The 14211-nt window shown below is 71.3% G+C and carries 13 protein-coding genes; 6 read left to right on the top strand and 7 right to left on the bottom strand.

From position 1 onward, the window contains the following. The first annotated feature begins 118 nt into the window (after positions 1-118). The 3 genes from ABZ725_RS17550 to ABZ725_RS17540 all read left to right on the top strand — a co-directional run bounded on the left by ABZ725_RS17550 (position 119) and on the right by ABZ725_RS17540 (position 3268). The gene (locus ABZ725_RS17550) at positions 119-697 is read left to right on the top strand and encodes a carboxymuconolactone decarboxylase family protein (RefSeq protein WP_358803528.1); all 579 of its coding nucleotides are present in this window, start codon (positions 119-121) and stop codon (positions 695-697) included. Beyond that, entirely contained in the window at positions 694-1545 is an 852-nt protein-coding gene (locus ABZ725_RS17545; RefSeq protein WP_358803527.1) for an RNA polymerase sigma-70 factor, read from the top strand. The genes ABZ725_RS17550 and ABZ725_RS17545 overlap by 4 nt, the downstream gene beginning before the upstream one ends. A gap of 163 nt (positions 1546-1708) precedes the next feature. Beyond that, complete coding sequence (locus ABZ725_RS17540) at positions 1709-3268, top strand: multicopper oxidase family protein (RefSeq protein WP_358803526.1); 1560 nt, start codon at positions 1709-1711, stop codon at positions 3266-3268. Between the two features lie 17 nt (positions 3269-3285). Here the strand turns inward: ABZ725_RS17540 and ABZ725_RS17535 are convergent, their stop codons facing one another. Beyond that, the gene (locus ABZ725_RS17535) at positions 3286-3867 is read right to left on the bottom strand and encodes a flavin reductase family protein (protein WP_358803756.1); all 582 of its coding nucleotides are present in this window, start codon (positions 3865-3867) and stop codon (positions 3286-3288) included. Between the two features lie 94 nt (positions 3868-3961). Here ABZ725_RS17535 and ABZ725_RS17530 point away from each other — a divergent pair, with 94 nt between their 5' ends. Continuing rightward, the gene (locus tag ABZ725_RS17530; RefSeq protein WP_358803525.1) at positions 3962-4090 is read left to right on the top strand and encodes a hypothetical protein; all 129 of its coding nucleotides are present in this window, start codon (positions 3962-3964) and stop codon (positions 4088-4090) included. Positions 4091-4158: 68 nt separating this feature from the next. On the opposite strand, the gene ABZ725_RS17525 is transcribed toward ABZ725_RS17530, so the two are convergent. From ABZ725_RS17525 to ABZ725_RS17505, 5 genes are all read right to left on the bottom strand, one after another. Further along, entirely contained in the window at positions 4159-4938 is a 780-nt protein-coding gene (locus ABZ725_RS17525; protein ID WP_358803755.1) for an enoyl-CoA hydratase-related protein, read from the bottom strand. Between the two features lie 89 nt (positions 4939-5027). Next, the gene (locus ABZ725_RS17520) at positions 5028-7253 is read right to left on the bottom strand and encodes an acetate--CoA ligase family protein (protein WP_358803524.1); all 2226 of its coding nucleotides are present in this window, start codon (positions 7251-7253) and stop codon (positions 5028-5030) included. A gap of 138 nt (positions 7254-7391) precedes the next feature. Beyond that, positions 7392-8885, bottom strand: coding sequence for an FAD-dependent oxidoreductase (locus ABZ725_RS17515; protein WP_358803523.1), 1494 nt, complete (start codon positions 8883-8885; stop codon positions 7392-7394). 144 nt (positions 8886-9029) lie between these two features. Next, the gene (locus ABZ725_RS17510) at positions 9030-10232 is read right to left on the bottom strand and encodes an NAD(P)/FAD-dependent oxidoreductase (RefSeq protein ID WP_358803522.1); all 1203 of its coding nucleotides are present in this window, start codon (positions 10230-10232) and stop codon (positions 9030-9032) included. Between the two features lie 299 nt (positions 10233-10531). Beyond that, a complete protein-coding gene (locus ABZ725_RS17505; protein ID WP_358803521.1) occupies positions 10532-12199 on the bottom strand; it encodes a subtype B tannase in 1668 nt (555 codons plus the stop codon). A gap of 258 nt (positions 12200-12457) precedes the next feature. On the opposite strand from ABZ725_RS17505, the gene ABZ725_RS17500 reads away from it, so the two are divergent. Beyond that, positions 12458-12880, top strand: a complete 423-nt coding sequence (locus ABZ725_RS17500) for an OB-fold domain-containing protein (protein WP_358803520.1) — start codon at positions 12458-12460, stop codon at positions 12878-12880. A 24-nt stretch (positions 12881-12904) separates the two neighbouring features. Beyond that, positions 12905-13534 carry a GNAT family protein gene (locus ABZ725_RS17495; protein ID WP_358803754.1) on the top strand — a complete coding sequence of 210 codons (630 nt, stop codon included), beginning with the start codon at positions 12905-12907 and terminating at the stop codon, positions 13532-13534. A 1-nt stretch (position 13535) separates the two neighbouring features. On the opposite strand, the gene ABZ725_RS17490 is transcribed toward ABZ725_RS17495, so the two are convergent. Next, positions 13536-14204: a pyridoxal 5'-phosphate synthase gene (locus ABZ725_RS17490; protein WP_358803519.1), complete on the bottom strand. Its 669-nt coding sequence runs from the start codon at positions 14202-14204 to the stop codon at positions 13536-13538. Positions 14205-14211: the final 7 nt, after the last annotated feature.

Raw genomic sequence — 14211 nt, 5'->3', positions numbered from 1 at the left:
GGGCGTGGCCTGAGGGCGTGGCCTCGGCTTGCGCTGCCGAACCCCGATGTCACATCCGACGGACGGACGGTGTCTTCATGCCGCACAGTCGAACAGGCATACCTACAAGGAGAACGCCGTGACGTTACGTCTCCCCAAAGCCGAGCTTCCCGCCGAGCTCAAGGAGAGCATGATCAAGCAGCTCGGGGCGGTGCCGGAGAACGTCGAGGTGCTGTGGCACAGCCCTCAGGTCACCCAGGACAACTCGGAGTTCGGCGCCAAGGTGGCTGCCTGGGACGCGGCCGACACGAGTCTCAAGTCGTTCGCGCACATGGCCGTCGCGACACAGGTCGGCTGCAGCTGGTGCCTCGACGTCGGCTACTTCCAGGCGCAGAACGAGAACCTGGACCTGGCCAAGGCGAGCCAGGTGCCGCGCTGGCGGGAGTCGGAGGTGTTCACCTCGCTGGAGCGGGACGTGATGGAGTACGCCGAGGCCATGACGAACACGCCTCCGACCGTCACCGACGAACAGCACGCAGGCCTGCTGGCGCGGCTCGGCCCGGCGGCGATGGTCGAGCTCACCGCGTTCATCGCTTTCGTCAACCTGGCGACCAGGGCCAACGTGGCGAACGGCGTCACGTCGCAGGGCTTCTCCGACAGCTGCGAGATACCGCTGGCCAAGCGTCCCGGGACGTCCGACGCGGTGTCGACGGCGTGATCGAGGACCCGTACGTGACCCACCGCAGCCTGCTCTTCACGGTCGCCTACGAGATGCTCGGGTCGGGGGCCGACGCGGAGGACGTGCTGCAGGAGTCCTGGCTGCGGTGGGCCGACGTCGACCGTTCGCAGGTGCGTGACCCTCGCGCCTACCTGGTTCGGATCGTCACGCGGCTGTCGCTCAACCGGCTGCGGACGCTGGCGCGCAGCCGCGAGGACTATGTCGGCGAATGGCTGCCGGAACCGCTGCTGACCAGCCCTGATGTCGCCGAGGACGTCGAACTCGCGGAGAGCGTCTCGATCGCGATGCTGACCGTGCTGGAAACGCTCGGGCCGACGGAGCGGGCCGTGTTCGTGCTCCGCGAGGTCTTCGACATGCCGTACGGCGAGATCGCCGAGGCCGTCGGCAAGTCCGCCGCCACGGTGCGGCAGATCGCGCGCCGAGCACGCGAGCATGTGGCGGCCCGGCAGCCCCGGATGCGGGTGAGCCGGTCGGAGCAGCAGACGGTGGTGGAGCGGTTCCTGGCGGCCTTGCGCACCGGGCAGGTACAGGAACTGATGGAGGTCCTGGCACCGGACGTGGTCCTGATCGCCGACGGCGGCGGGCTCGCGGCCGCCCTCCGGGTTCCCGTCCACGGGGCGCAGCTCGTGGCGTCCCTGCTCGCCCGCCCGGACCGGGTGGTCTCGGCCGTGTGGCTCAACGGCGCGCCCGCGGGCCGGATCGAGGAGGACGGCCGACTGGCCGCGGTGAGCCTCGTGGTGGAGCACGGACGGATCACCCGGATCCACGCGGTGGCGAACCCCGAGAAGCTGACCCGGCTGGACGAGCCGGCCGAGCTCGCCAGGTAGGACTGCGACAGCGCCTCTGTTCGGCGTATCTCCGACGGCACGCGTGGGTATGTGCCTGTTTGAGGCCTCCTTGTGACTACTCCACGTATCGTATGGCTACATAACGTGATGGTTTGGTGGGGGTGTCCGGTGCCCTGCCGACCGCTGTCCGAAGAGGTGGTTCATGACGTCGCTGGGTCGCCGTGGTGTGTTGAAGTGTCTGCCCGTTGTCGCCGGGACGGCCGTCGTCGGGGGCGGGGCGGGGGCGCGTGCCGTGGCGGAGGTGCGGGGCGAGGGCGGGTTTCCCCAGCCGGAGGTGCGCAGGGCGTCGGCGGAGACGGGGCGGCTGGTCACCCGGTTGAGCGTCCGGTTCAGCGAGCTGGTTCTGCCCGGGGTGGGCAGTGTCGTCATGCGGGCCTATGAAGGGGGCGTGCCCGGGCCGACCTTGCGGGTGCGGGCCGGGGACTCGCTCGAGATCACGCATGTCAACGCGTTGCCGCCGAACACCGCGGGGATGCACGGGGACGTCAACGTGCCGCACCACTTCAACACGTTCAACCTGCACACACACGGCATGCACGTCGATCCGAACGGGGACGCGGACAACGTCTACCGCGCCTTCGAGCCGGTCGCGGCGGTCGCGGCGGGCACGGTGGACGGGGAGGGCGCTGTCTACCGCAGCAGCATCGCCGTTCCCGCCGATCATCCGGCCGGGACCTTCTGGTACCACCCGCACCAGCACGGATCCACCGCGACCCAGCTGCTGAGCGGCATGGGCGGGGTGGTCATCGTCGAGGGCGACGTCGACCAGGTGCCCGAGATCGCCGCCGCCAAGGACGTCGTCGTCTGCATCAACGAACTGAAGCTGTCCGCCGGGCGGGTGCCGGATCTGACGTCCGCGGGCACCTATGACCGCATCCCCTCGACGTTCCTGGTCAACGGCGCGAAGAACCCCGTGCTGACCATCGCCCCGGGGGAGGTCCAGCGCTGGAGGGTCGTCAACGCCGGGCCGATCAGCGCGCACTTCCTCAGCCTGGGCGGGCATGAGATGCATCAGATCGCCTGCGACGGCGTCACCTTCATGCGCCCCGTCCCGCTCACCGGACTGACCCTTCCGATGGGCGGGCGGGCCGACCTGCTGGTCCGCGGCGGCGCACCCGGCACCTACCGGTTGGCCGCCGCGGACGCCGCTCATCCCCTGCTGACGCTGGTCGTCACCGGCCCCGCCCGGCCGACGCCGATGCCGCTGCCGACCAGCCTGCCCGGGCGGCCCACCAGCCTGCCCGAGCCCACGCGCACCCGCGCGCTGACCTTCCGCAGCTACGAGAACGTGCTGTCAGGCGCCTTCCCGAACGCCTACCGCATCCTCGGCGACGGCGAGACCCCGCCCGCCGACCCCCGGGCCGGCCGAAGCGATCTCGCCTGGGGCCGCTTCGCACCCGACTTCGTCAACCAGCGCATCCGGCTGGGCGAGGTCGAGGAGTGGACGATCGTCAACGACTCCCGTGGTCACAGCCACAGCCATCACCCCTTTCACCTGCACACCAACCACTTCCTGCTCACCGCCGTCGACAACCGCCCGCTGGCCACGCCCGTCTGGCACGACACCGTCGGCATCCCGCCCCACGGCACGATCACCTTCCGGCTGCGCGCCGAGGACTTCACCGGCCGTTCGATGCTGCACTGCCACCAGCTCCAGCACGGCGACGAAGGCATGATGCAGATCGTCGAATACGTGAAGTGACCCGGGGGCGAGGTCCGTCAGAGGAACCGTCCCTTGTGGAACAGGAGCGGGAGGTCGTCGTCCGCGTCCGGGCCCGTGCCCAGGGCGTCCACCCTGCCTACGACGATGAGGTGGTCGCCGCCCGTGTGGACCGCGTGGATCGTGCAGTCGATCCACGCGAGCGTGCCCGCGAGGCGCGGCGCGCCCGACACCGGGGCCGGGTCGTGGTCGACGCCCGCGAACTTGTCCGTGCCGCTCGCCGCGAAGGCCCGGCAGAGCGGGCCTTGGCTCGCGCTCAGGACGTTCACGCAGAACGCGCCCGCGCGGGCGATGCGCGGCCAGGTCGTGGAGGTGCGGCCGACCATGAAGGCGACCAGGGGCGGGTCGAGGGAGAGGGCGGAGAACGACTGACAGGCGAAGCCGGCGGGGCCGTCCGGCGTCGCCGCCGTCACGGCGGTCACACCGGACGCGAAGTTCCCCAGCACCCGCCGGAACTCACCCTGTTCCACCGGCGCCCGCTCGTCCTCACGGACGCAGCGCAGTTCGGGACGGGGCAGCGGTTCGACCGGGCCCGCCCTCAAGTAACGGACGGCGGCGGCCGCCATTCCCGCGTGTCCCATCATGTCCTCATTGAAGCTGACGGTATGTCAGAAAGGAAGGGGTGCGAGGGCCTCCGACGTGCACACGTACGCTGCCGCCAAGGGGTGGGGTGACATGCGCACGAAAACGGGCCTGAAGCGGGCCGACGCCGCCCACATCCCGGACGACGACGCCGGATCGCCCTCACGGCGATCCGGCTACCCCTGCCCCGCTCCGCGGGAGCGGGCATCCCCCCGGCTCTGAAGGACCGGGCACCCTGCCCGAAAGTCAGGTGGATTCTGACGCCCGGCGAGCCCGCCGACTCGTAAGGGTCAGCGGCCCCGGAAGCGGGCCTCGCGGCGTTCCACGAAGCTCGCCACGCCCTCCCTCGCGTCCGTCGTCGTCATGTTGATCTCCTGTGCGGCGGCCTCGGCGGCGAAGGCGGTGGTGCGGTCGGTGTCGAGGGAGGCGTTGACGAGCTGCTTGGTCAGGGCCAGGGCTCGGGTGGGGCCCGCGGCGAGGCGGGCCGCCCACTCGCGCGCGGTTTTGTCCAGGTCGCCGTCCGGGACCACCCGGTTGACCAGGCCCAGGCGTTCGGCGTCCGGCGCGGTGAGGGCGTCGCCGAAGAACATCAGCTCCTTGGCGCGGTGCGGGCCGATCAACCGGGGGAGGAGATAGGCGCCGCCGCCGTCCGGGACCAGGCCACGGCGGACGAACACCTCGAAGAAGCGGGCGGATTCGGCGGCCAGGACGAGGTCGCAGGCGAGGGCGAGATGCGCGCCGAGGCCGGCCGCCGTGCCGTTCACGGCGGCTATGACCGGCTTCTCGCAGTCGAGGACCGCGGCGATCAGACGCTGGGCGCCGACGCGGAGGGTGCGGGCCACGTCACCGGCGACCCGCTCGCCCGCCGCGCCGCCCGAGCCCCGCAGGTCCGCGCCCGCGCAGAAGCCGCGGCCGGTGCCGGTCAGGATCACCGCGCGTACGTCCGGGTCGGCGGAGGCCGCGGCGAGGAGGTCGATCAGGCGGTCGCGGGCCTCGGGCGTGAGGGCGTTGAGGGTCTCGGGGCGGTTGAGGGCGAGGTGCGTGACCTGGTGGTCGGTCGTGATCTCCACCGGGGCCGAAGTCGAGGCCGAAGTCGAGGCCGAAGTCGAGGTCGAGGTCGAGGTCGAGGGCACGGTCGGGCTCCCTTCCGAAGCGATCGTCACCGGCACACCGCCAGCGCGTCCAACGCCACCGCCCCCTGTCCCCAGGGCAGTACCACCAGGGGGTTGATGTCGAGCTCGGCGAGGTCGTCGCCCAGTTCCAGGGCCATGCGCTGGACCCGCAGGACGACCTCGACGAGAGCGTCCACATCGGCCGGGGGGCGGCCGCGGACGCCGTCCAGCAGGGCGTGGCCGCGCAGTTCGGCGAGCATGTCGCGGGCCTGGTCCTCGCCGAACGGCGGTACGCGCACGGCCGCGTCCCGCAGGACCTCCACCAGGACTCCGCCCAGGCCGACCGTGACCGTCGGCCCGAAGAGCTCGTCGTGCGTGACGCCGACCACCATCTCCACGCCCCGCTCCACCATCTGGCACACCAGGACGCCGTCCAGGGCGACGCCCTCGTAGCGGGCGATGTCGGTCAACTCGCGGTAGGCGTCCCGGACCTGGCTGGCCGAGGTCAGACCGATCTTCACCAGACCGAGCTCGGTCTTGTGGGCGATCTGCGCGCCGGACGCCTTCATCACCACCGGGTAGCCGACCAGTCCCGCCGCCCGTACGGCCGCCGCCGCGCTGGTCACCAGCTGCTCGCGCGGGACCCGGATGCCGTAGGCGCGCAGCAGTTGCTTCGCAGCGTGCTCGCTCAGCTGCTGTCCGGGCCGCATCAGGAGCTGTGCCTTGCGGTAGGAGGGGGAGAGGGTGCGCGGGGCGTCGTCGAAGGGGGAGTGGTAGTCGCTGACGAAGCGGTGGTGGTCGAGGTGGGCGCGGACGGCCGTGATGCAGTTGGCGAGGGTGCGGAAGGTCGCCACCCGGGAGGAGCCCAACAGCACGTCCCGGTAGGCCGGTTCGGTGCCCACCGGGGAGCCCCAGATCACGCACACCAGCTTGTCCGTGTGCTCCGCCGCGTCCACCAGGTCCTGGACCAGGCGGTCGCTGAGGGGCGGGAACGGGCCGGTGATCGGGCAGATCAGGACGCCGACCGCCGGGTCGTCGAGGATCGCGTCGATGATCTTGCGGCCGCGCCGGTCGCCGACCGGGTGGCCCCCGTTGTCCACCGGGTTGGACACGTTCAGGTACTCGGGGATCCACTGGTGCAGTTCGGCCTGTTTCGCCGTGGACAGAACCGGCAGGTGCAGGCCCGCCGTCGTCGCCAGGTCGGCCGCGTGGGCGCCGGTGCCGCCGGAGATGGAGTAGACGACGACGCCGTCCGCCTGTGGGGGCCGGGCCCGCGCCAACAGGGTCGCGGTGTCCTGGAGTTCGTCCAGACCGTCGACGCGGATCACACCGTACTGGCGCATCGCGGCGTCGACGACCTCGTCCGCGCCGGTCAGCTTGCCGGTGTGGGAGGCGGCGGTGCGGGCGCCGGTCTCGGTGCGGCCCACCTTGACCGCGACGACCGGCACCCCGCGGCGGGCGGCCCGGTCGGCGGCGAGGAGGAAGGAGCGGCCGTCCTTGAGGCCCTCCACATAGCAGGCGATCGCGCCGACCTCGGGGCGTTCGGCGAAGTAGGAGAGGAAGTCGGCGGTCTCCAGGTCGGCCTCGTTGCCGGTCGGCGCCCAGTGGGAGAGGCGGATGCCGAGCTCCTGGAGGGCGAAGACCGGACGGCCCTGGTGGCCGGACTGGGTGATCAACGCGATCGACGGACCGGTGAGGTCCTCGCGGAACCGCTCGAAGGCGTTGAGGTTGGTGTTGGGGCCGAGGAGGCGGATGCCGGAGCGGGCCACGGCCGCCGCGAGCCGTGCCTGCGCGGCCGCGCCCTCCTCGCCGGTCTCCGCGAACCCGGAGGCGAAGGCGACCGCGAACTTCACCTTCGTCTCGGCGAGTTGCTCGATCACCGGCAGCGGGTCGGCCACCAACAGGACGGCCAGGTCGACCTGTTCGGGCAGGTCGCCGACGGACGGGAAGCAGGGGAGGCCGAAAACGGTCTCGCGGGTGGGGTGCACGGGATGCAGCCGTGCCCCCACCCGCTCGGCCCAGCTCACCAGTTGCCGGGTGACACCGGTGTTGGGGCGCCCTTCGGCGTCCGAGGCGCCGACGACCGCGACCGACTCGGGCCGGAAGAACCGGTCCAGATCGGGGACGTCCGCGTAGAGCGGGCGCCCGCTGACGTCGAGGTCGTCCGCCTCGGCCCGCCGGCCGTGGACGGCAGGCCCGGGCTGCTCGCCGCACGCGATGACGCGGGCCCGGCGGGAGTCGGTGGTGAGGGTGCCGTGGGTTGATCCAAGCATCGGTCCGCCCGCTCCTGTGTGACTGCCATGTCCGACCGTCAGGTGTGACTGCCAAGTAACTGACGCTCTGTCAGATTACATAGCTGACGGGATGTCAGGAATGGGCGTGCAGCGAGAAATGCGCGGCTGAATGAACGGTTACAGGACCGCGAGGACCTCCTTCGCCACCCGCTCGCCCGACCGCACCGCTCCGTCCATGAAGCCCATCCAGTAGACGGACGTCTCCGTACCGGCCCAGTGGATGCCGCCGACGGGCGTGCGCAGGGCCGGTCCGTACTGGGTCAGGACGCCGGGCGCGGCGATGGAGACCGGGCCGCCGCGGGTGTAGGCCTCGTTGTTCCAGCGTTGCAGGACGAAGGACGTGGGGGAGGCTGCTTTCTCGCCGAAGTACGTCACGTAGTCCTTCAGGACCGCCGCCTTGACCTCGGCCTCGCTCGCCGCGTCGTGGGAGCGTGCCTCGTCGGCCTCGATGAAGCCCATCAGCGCGCCGTAGGAGGCGTCCGGCGGGGAGTTGTCGAACGTGGAGCTGACCACGCCGGTGTCGCTGACGACCTGCCCGTTGAGGCCGTCGGCCCGCCAGAACGGGGTGTCGTAGATCGCGATCGCCTTGCCGACCGAGGCCATCGGCAGACGCTGGGTGAGCTGGTCGCGGGCGGCGGGCAGCAGCGGGTCGTACGAGATGCGGGCGGCGAGCGGCGGCGGTACGGCGACGACGACCCGCTTGGCGGTGACGGTGATGCCGTCGGCCGTCACGACGTACTTGCTGCCGGACTTGGCGATCGTGCGCACCGGCGCGTTCAGCACCACCCGGTCGCCGAGGGTGGCGGCGAGCTTGATCGGCACGAGCTGTGAGCCGCCGACGAAGCGCAGTTCCTGGGCGCCGTTCGCGGTCTCGGTGAGGCGTTCCAGGGTGCCGGGCGTCGACGCGTTGCCCGCGGCGGCGATGTAGAACAGCACGAAGAGCAGCGAGAGTTCGCGCGGTTCGGCCGAGAAGATCGAGGTGCAGGCCACGTCGAGGAGGAACTTCGCCGACGGGACCACCGCGTTGGCGTTCAGCCAGGTCTCGAAGGTCTGCTTGTCCCACTCGGCCGCCTTGGCGGCGGTCCAGGGCGCGTCGACCGGCACCTGCTTGGCCATGTCGTCCAGCGAGGCCTGCACGATCGCGGCGTTGGCCAGCCCGGCCACGTCGATGGGCGGGACCGAGCCGAGCAGACCGTCGGTGGCGTACGGGGTCTTCTTGCCGTCCTTGTAGAGGAGGTTCTTGCCGGTGTTGTAGGTGGCGAAGGTGGCCACGCCGAGGGAGTCGGCGAGCGCCTTCATCCGGTCCTGGGTGGGGCCGATGAACTCGCCGCCGCCCTCCGTGACCCCGCCGTTCGCCAGGGGCAGGTTCACCACCCGGCCGCCCACGCGGTCGCGGGCCTCCAGGACGGCGACCGTCCGGCCGGCGGCGACCAGGTCGCGGGCCGCGGTGAGGCCGGCGAGTCCGGCGCCCACGATGGCGACGTCCACGTCCCGGGCAGCGGCCGCGGCGGCCGGGCCTGCGGCGGTCGCGGTGAGGGCGGTGGCGCCGGCGGCCACGGCCGCGCCGCGGCCGAGCAGGGAGCGGCGGGAGAGCTGACTTTCACTTGCCACGTGCGTCCTCCGTAGAGAGGGGGCGGAGCGGGAAAGGTGAACAGGGCTCACATTCTGGCTCCGTGCGGGGGCGCACGACAACGCTCTCGTTACATCTCTCGCCACTTCTGTCGTCGGCCGGAACACATGTAACAGGCAGCGGAATTACCGCAGTTGACGGTCGGAAGCCTTGCGGACGGCCTTCGCGATCTTCTCCGCGTCGATCGCCAGTTCGCGGAGCGTGCCGCTGATGGGGGTGGTGAAGCCGGTGAAGTACAGGCCGGGGGCGTCCTTCGGGGCGCGGGCGCCGTGCGCGACGGGTCTGCCCCGGTCGTCGAGCACACCGAGGTGGCCGACCAGGTCCTCCAGGGCGCGGACGTATCCGGTGGCGGCGACGACGGCGTCCGGCGAGATCCGGGATCCGTCGGCGAGCACGACCTTCCCGCCGTCCTCGAAGCCCTCCACGGCGGCCACGATCTCCACCTTGCCCTTGCGCACGGCGTCGATGAGACCGACGTCCTGCACCGGGATCGCGCCTTCCTTCACCCGGGAGTAGAGGCCGCTGTCCGGGCGGGGCAGGCCGTGCGCCGACAGGTCGGGCACGCTCAGCCTGGCCATCGGCCGCGCGAGCCGGTCGACGAGGCGCACCGGCAGCCGCCGTACGAGGACGGCCGTGTACTGCGCGGCCCACCCGGCCGTGGAGCGGCGCACGATGTGCGGGGCCGTGCGCACGGACAGCCGCACCCGGGCCGCACCGCTCTCGACCAGGTCGACGGCGATCTCGGCGCCGGTGTTGCCGACGCCGACGACGAGGACGTCCCGGCCGGTGTGCTCCTTGCCGGTGCGGTAGTCGCGGGCGTGCGTGAGTTCACCCGTGAACGCCTCGCGGCCGGGCCAGTCCGGCAGCTGCGGGGTGTGGTTGTAGCCGGTGGCGACGACCACCGCCGAGCCGGTCAGCTCGCGGCCGCCGGTGGCGTGCAGCAGCCAGCCGACGCCGTCCGGGCCGCGCTCGATCCGGGAGACCTCGACACCGGTGACGATCTCCAGCTCGTGCACCTCGGCGTACTTCTCCAGGTACCGCACCATGTCGTCGCGGGCCACCCACCGCCCGAACCGGCGCGGCATCTTCAGCCCCGGAAGGGCGGAGAGCCGACGGGTGGTGTGCAGATGCAGCCGGTCGTAGTGGCCCCGCCAGGACGCGCCGACCCCGTCGGCCTTCTCCACGACGACCGCGCGTATGCCCTGGGCACGCAGCGCGTACGCGGTCGCGAGTCCGCCGGGGCCGCCGCCGATGACGTAGACGGGGCGGTCGGCGGGGTTCGCGCTGGTGATCGCCTGAGGGGTGGGGCGCGGTGCGGAGTCTTCCATGAGCGCGAGCGTAATCACGCGGACGGTTGATGGGTCTCGGTCAAGAGGGGAATTGGTTGCGGATCGATCACGCATGGGGGAGGAGCGGGTGGGACCGGTGACGTACCTCGCCCGGTTGTGCGGAAAAGGTGCGACGCCTGGCCCAGGTGCGCTCGGGCCAGGCGTCGCGTGCGAACGGCGTCGGTGACTTATGACGGGAAACGGACGCCGTCGCGGGCGGTGACGTCAGTGACTATGACGGGAAACGGACGCCGCCGCGTTCAGGATGCCTCCTGACGGGCAGGGAGGCAGGCGGACTACTACTTCTTGACCTTGGTCTTGGTCCTGGTCTTGTGGCCCGTCACCTTGGCGATCCAGGCGATGAAGTCACCCGGGTCGGTGTTGGCGCCGTGGCCCTCGTCCCAGTAGTAGAGGTGGTCGACGTCGTCGCCGAGGCCGCTCGCGGCGGCGGCGATGTTCGCGGAGACCGTGTGCGAGGTGTCGGAGTCCTTCGTGCCGAGGCGGATCCACCAGTGCTTGCTGCGGCCCGCGTTGGGCTTCTCGGCCAGGAAGTACATCGGGTTCATCAGCCGCAGCATCTCGGGGACGTCACTGTCGAGGCGGGTGGCGGTGAGCCCGGTGGTGTCGTTCTTCAGGCTGTACGCCGTGAAGTGACGGGAGATGACGGTGCCCTTGCCGAAGAGGTTGTTCTCGCCGGCGGAGAGGTCGAAGGCGTCGAAGGCCGGGGTGTTCTTCTTGCGGGCGCCGACATGGGTGAGGAAGTCGGCCCAGGTGAAGGACGCCTTGCCGTTCTTCCAGGTGATGAAGGTGTTGGCGGCGAGGTAGGTCGCGCGGTCGGCGTCCGAGAGGGCCGTGAGGTACGCGGTGGCCGACGGCTCCATGTACTGCTCGACCAGGTACTCGTCGTAGTTGCGGGCGTTCAGCGCGCCGAAGCCGTTCAGGCCCTTCAGCTTCAGGCCGGCCTGGTACTCGGCGAACTGCGACTGCAGCGTCTTCGACACCGTCTGGTCGACCTGCGAGCCGGTGCTGAGGGAGTTGGCGCCCCAGTTCCACTCGTAGGCGCCGTCGGCGTGCTCCAGGTCGGTGATCGGGCACCAGGCGCCGGTCGCGAAGATCGCGTCGGAGGCGTCGGCCGCGCCGAGCTCCTTGAGGTACTTGGCGTAGATCGGGCTGTCGCCGGACGCGCCGAGCAGCGAGGAGAGGGCACCGCCCGCGCTGGTGCCGGCGGACACGATGCGGTCGGTGTTGCCGGGGATGCGGCCCTTGTTGGCCCGCACGTACCGGACGGCGGCCTTGAGGTCGACGATCGCGGCGGGGGCCACGCCGTAGTACTCGCCGGCGGAGTTCTTGAGGGTCCGCCCGCGGGCGCCGGGCTCGACGACGACGTAGCCGGCGGCCAGGGCCAGGAGCTGGTTGGAGGCCAGGGCCCCGCCGGTGGCGTTGGTGTTGCCGTTGGCACCGGGGGCCGAGGCGGAGGCCGAGGCGCTGGCGCTGGCCGAGGCACTGGCCGAGGGTGCACCGCTGGGTGCGCCGCCGCCCGTCCCGCCGCCCATGCCGCCGGCGCCGACCCCGGTGGCGTCCGCCACGGAGGACGGCATGTAGCCGCCGACGGAGTTCGCGAACAGGATCGGCGCGTTGCTCGCGTCGACCGCCGTGCCGTCGATCTCGACCGGAACGCTCACGTTCAGCGACTGGTAGGTGGCGTCCACCGGCTTGGCGACGTAGGTGATCGCCTTCCAGAAGTGGTACTTGACCTCGTGGTCGGTGCCGGCCGTGTCGGTGACGGTCGTGGTCAGCTCCGTGTAGCCGTCCGGGTCGAAGGCCAGCGAGCCCGAGGCGGAGCCCTCGGCCGAGGACGTGTCGCTGGACGCCTGCGCGCTCAGGGCGATGCCGCCCACTGCCGCGACGCCGGCGGTGGCGCCGAGCCCCAAGACGACCGACCTGCGCTTGACTGCCCTGTGCTTCACGATGCTGCCTCTCGGACGTACGGCGTGCTGTCTGGCCTTACGGGTTGTGAACGTAATCCGGAGCCAACAAAATCGTCAACAATCTGCGGGACATTCACGGGCGACGCACAGTTTCATGGCATACGCAAAGGAATCCCTCATGCGAAATACACGGGGTTCCCGGACTCGGACCCTGGACCCGGGTTCCCGGAACGGCGGTAGCTGACGTACCGTCAGATCCATGGATGCCAGCCGACTGGACGTGGGGCGGTCGATCCGATGAGCACGGACGCGCGTTTCGACCTCCCCGAGGTGGACGCCTTCACCCGTACGTACTGGGACGCGGCCGCCGAGGGCCGCCTGCTGATCCGCCGCTGCGGAGCCTGCGCCCGGCCCCACCACTACCCCCGGGAGTTCTGCCCGCACTGCTGGAGCGAGGACGTGACCTGGGAGGACGCGAGCGGCCGGGCCACCCTCTACACCTGGTCCGTCGTCCACCGCAACGACCTCCCGCCCTTCGCGGAGCGGACGCCGTACATCGCGGCGGTCGTGGACCTGGCGGAGGGCCCGCGGATGTCCACGGAGGTGATCGGCGCGCTCGGCGCGGGCGAGGGCGAACTCCGGGCGGGAATGCAACTGACGGTCGCCTTCCGGGAGGGGGTGCCGGTGTTCCGGGCGGCGGGGTGCGGGTTGTCCGGGTGACCCAGGTGGTTCAGTATTCGGATGATGGAGATCCACGAGTCCTCTTCCGCACGGTCGGGCACGGGCTTCGGCGGCTTCGACGCTCTCGAAGGGCATGGCCTCCGCCTTCGTTTCTGGGATCCGGAGTCCGCCGAGGACGTCGACGCCTGGCTGCGTGGGCACCTCGAGTCGGAGTTCCTGCGCTGGAACACCCCGCTGCGGACGATCACGGACGTCGGCGGCGCGCGGGAGTCGCTGCGGGCGAAGGCGATGGACGTGGCCGCGGGCGGCAGCGCGCCCTTCTGTGTGACGGACGCCGCGGACGGCACGATCCTCGGCTCGGTGGCGGTGAACGCCATCGACCGGATCCAGAGCTCGGGCGTCGTCGGCTACTGGGTCCTGCCCGAGGCCCGCGGCGGGCGGGTGGCCACCCGCTCCCTGCTGCTCGCGGCCCGCTGGGCGTTCGACGAAGTCGGCCTGCACCGCCTGGAGTTGGGCCACGCCCTGGGACACGAGGCCTCGTGCCGGATCGCCGAACGCTGCGGTTTCCCGTACGAGGGCACGCTACGCGGCGCGATGTGGGAGTCGGGCCGCAGAGACGCCTACCGAGACGTCCACCGCCACGGCCGCCTGACGACGGACCCGGAGCCGGAGTTCGCCGTGCGAGAGCTGTGACTCATGGCCACAGCAGTTCCGTCGACCATCCGTCGGTCTCCCGCCTGCGGTAGTTCAGTCGTAGGTGTCGGCGTCGTGCGTCTCCCTGGAAGAACTCGACCGTGTCCGGGCGCAGTCGGTACAGCGTCCAGGAGGCGGCCTCCGTCTGCGGCTCGCGGGACGCTCGGTCCCAGGCCTCCTCCGATGCGCTCGCCAGTTCCTCCACCGAGCCCAGCACTTCGCTCTGGCGTCCGGTCAGCGCGGCCGCGAGCGCGCCCGTCGAACGGACGCGCAGGTCCCGCTGCGCCTCCTCGGCGGGAGCCACGGTCACCGGGCCCCGGACGCGGATCTGGCGGCCCTGCACCGGCCAGTAGAAGGTGAGCGCCGCGTAGGGGCGGGCGGCGAGCTGGCGGCCCTTGCGGCTGGTGGTGTGGGTCGCGAAGGACCAGCCGGCGGCGTCGGCGCCGTGCAGCATCACGATCCGGGCATCCGGCAGTCCGTCCGCGTCCGAGGTCGCCAGCGTCATCGTGTGCGGTTCGGTCTGTCCGGCCGCCACCGCCTGCGCGAACCACTGCGTGAACAGCGTCAGGGGGTCGCCGGGGGCCGACGCCGGGTCGAAGGGCGGCAGCTCGGTGACCTCGGGGGCCCATACCCGCAGCGACCTCAGCAGCTCATGAAGATCCGTAGCCATGGGCCGA

The sequence above is a fragment of the Streptomyces sp. NPDC006872 genome, assembly GCF_040635845.1.
Classification (GTDB): Bacteria; Actinomycetota; Actinomycetes; order Streptomycetales; family Streptomycetaceae; genus Streptomyces.
The sequence above is the reverse complement of the archived record's forward strand: the minus strand, read 5'-3'. Positions and strand labels throughout refer to the sequence as shown.

What these genes read in the sequence shown, in the direction of transcription:
- ABZ725_RS17540 (WP_358803526.1), top strand. Translation starts at nt 1,709, where the DNA reads ATGACGTCGCTGGGTCGCCGTGGTGTGTTGAAGTGTCTGCCCGTTGTC.
- ABZ725_RS17535 (WP_358803756.1), bottom strand. Translation starts at nt 3,867, where the DNA reads ATGGGACACGCGGGAATGGCGGCCGCCGCCGTCCGTTACTTGAGGGCG.
- ABZ725_RS17530 (WP_358803525.1), top strand. Translation starts at nt 3,962, where the DNA reads ATGCGCACGAAAACGGGCCTGAAGCGGGCCGACGCCGCCCACATCCCG.
- ABZ725_RS17520 (WP_358803524.1), bottom strand. Translation starts at nt 7,253, where the DNA reads ATGCTTGGATCAACCCACGGCACCCTCACCACCGACTCCCGCCGGGCC.
- ABZ725_RS17510 (WP_358803522.1), bottom strand. Translation starts at nt 10,232, where the DNA reads ATGGAAGACTCCGCACCGCGCCCCACCCCTCAGGCGATCACCAGCGCG.
- ABZ725_RS17500 (WP_358803520.1), top strand. Translation starts at nt 12,458, where the DNA reads ATGAGCACGGACGCGCGTTTCGACCTCCCCGAGGTGGACGCCTTCACC.
- ABZ725_RS17495 (WP_358803754.1), top strand. Translation starts at nt 12,905, where the DNA reads ATGGAGATCCACGAGTCCTCTTCCGCACGGTCGGGCACGGGCTTCGGC.
- ABZ725_RS17490 (WP_358803519.1), bottom strand. Translation starts at nt 14,204, where the DNA reads ATGGCTACGGATCTTCATGAGCTGCTGAGGTCGCTGCGGGTATGGGCC.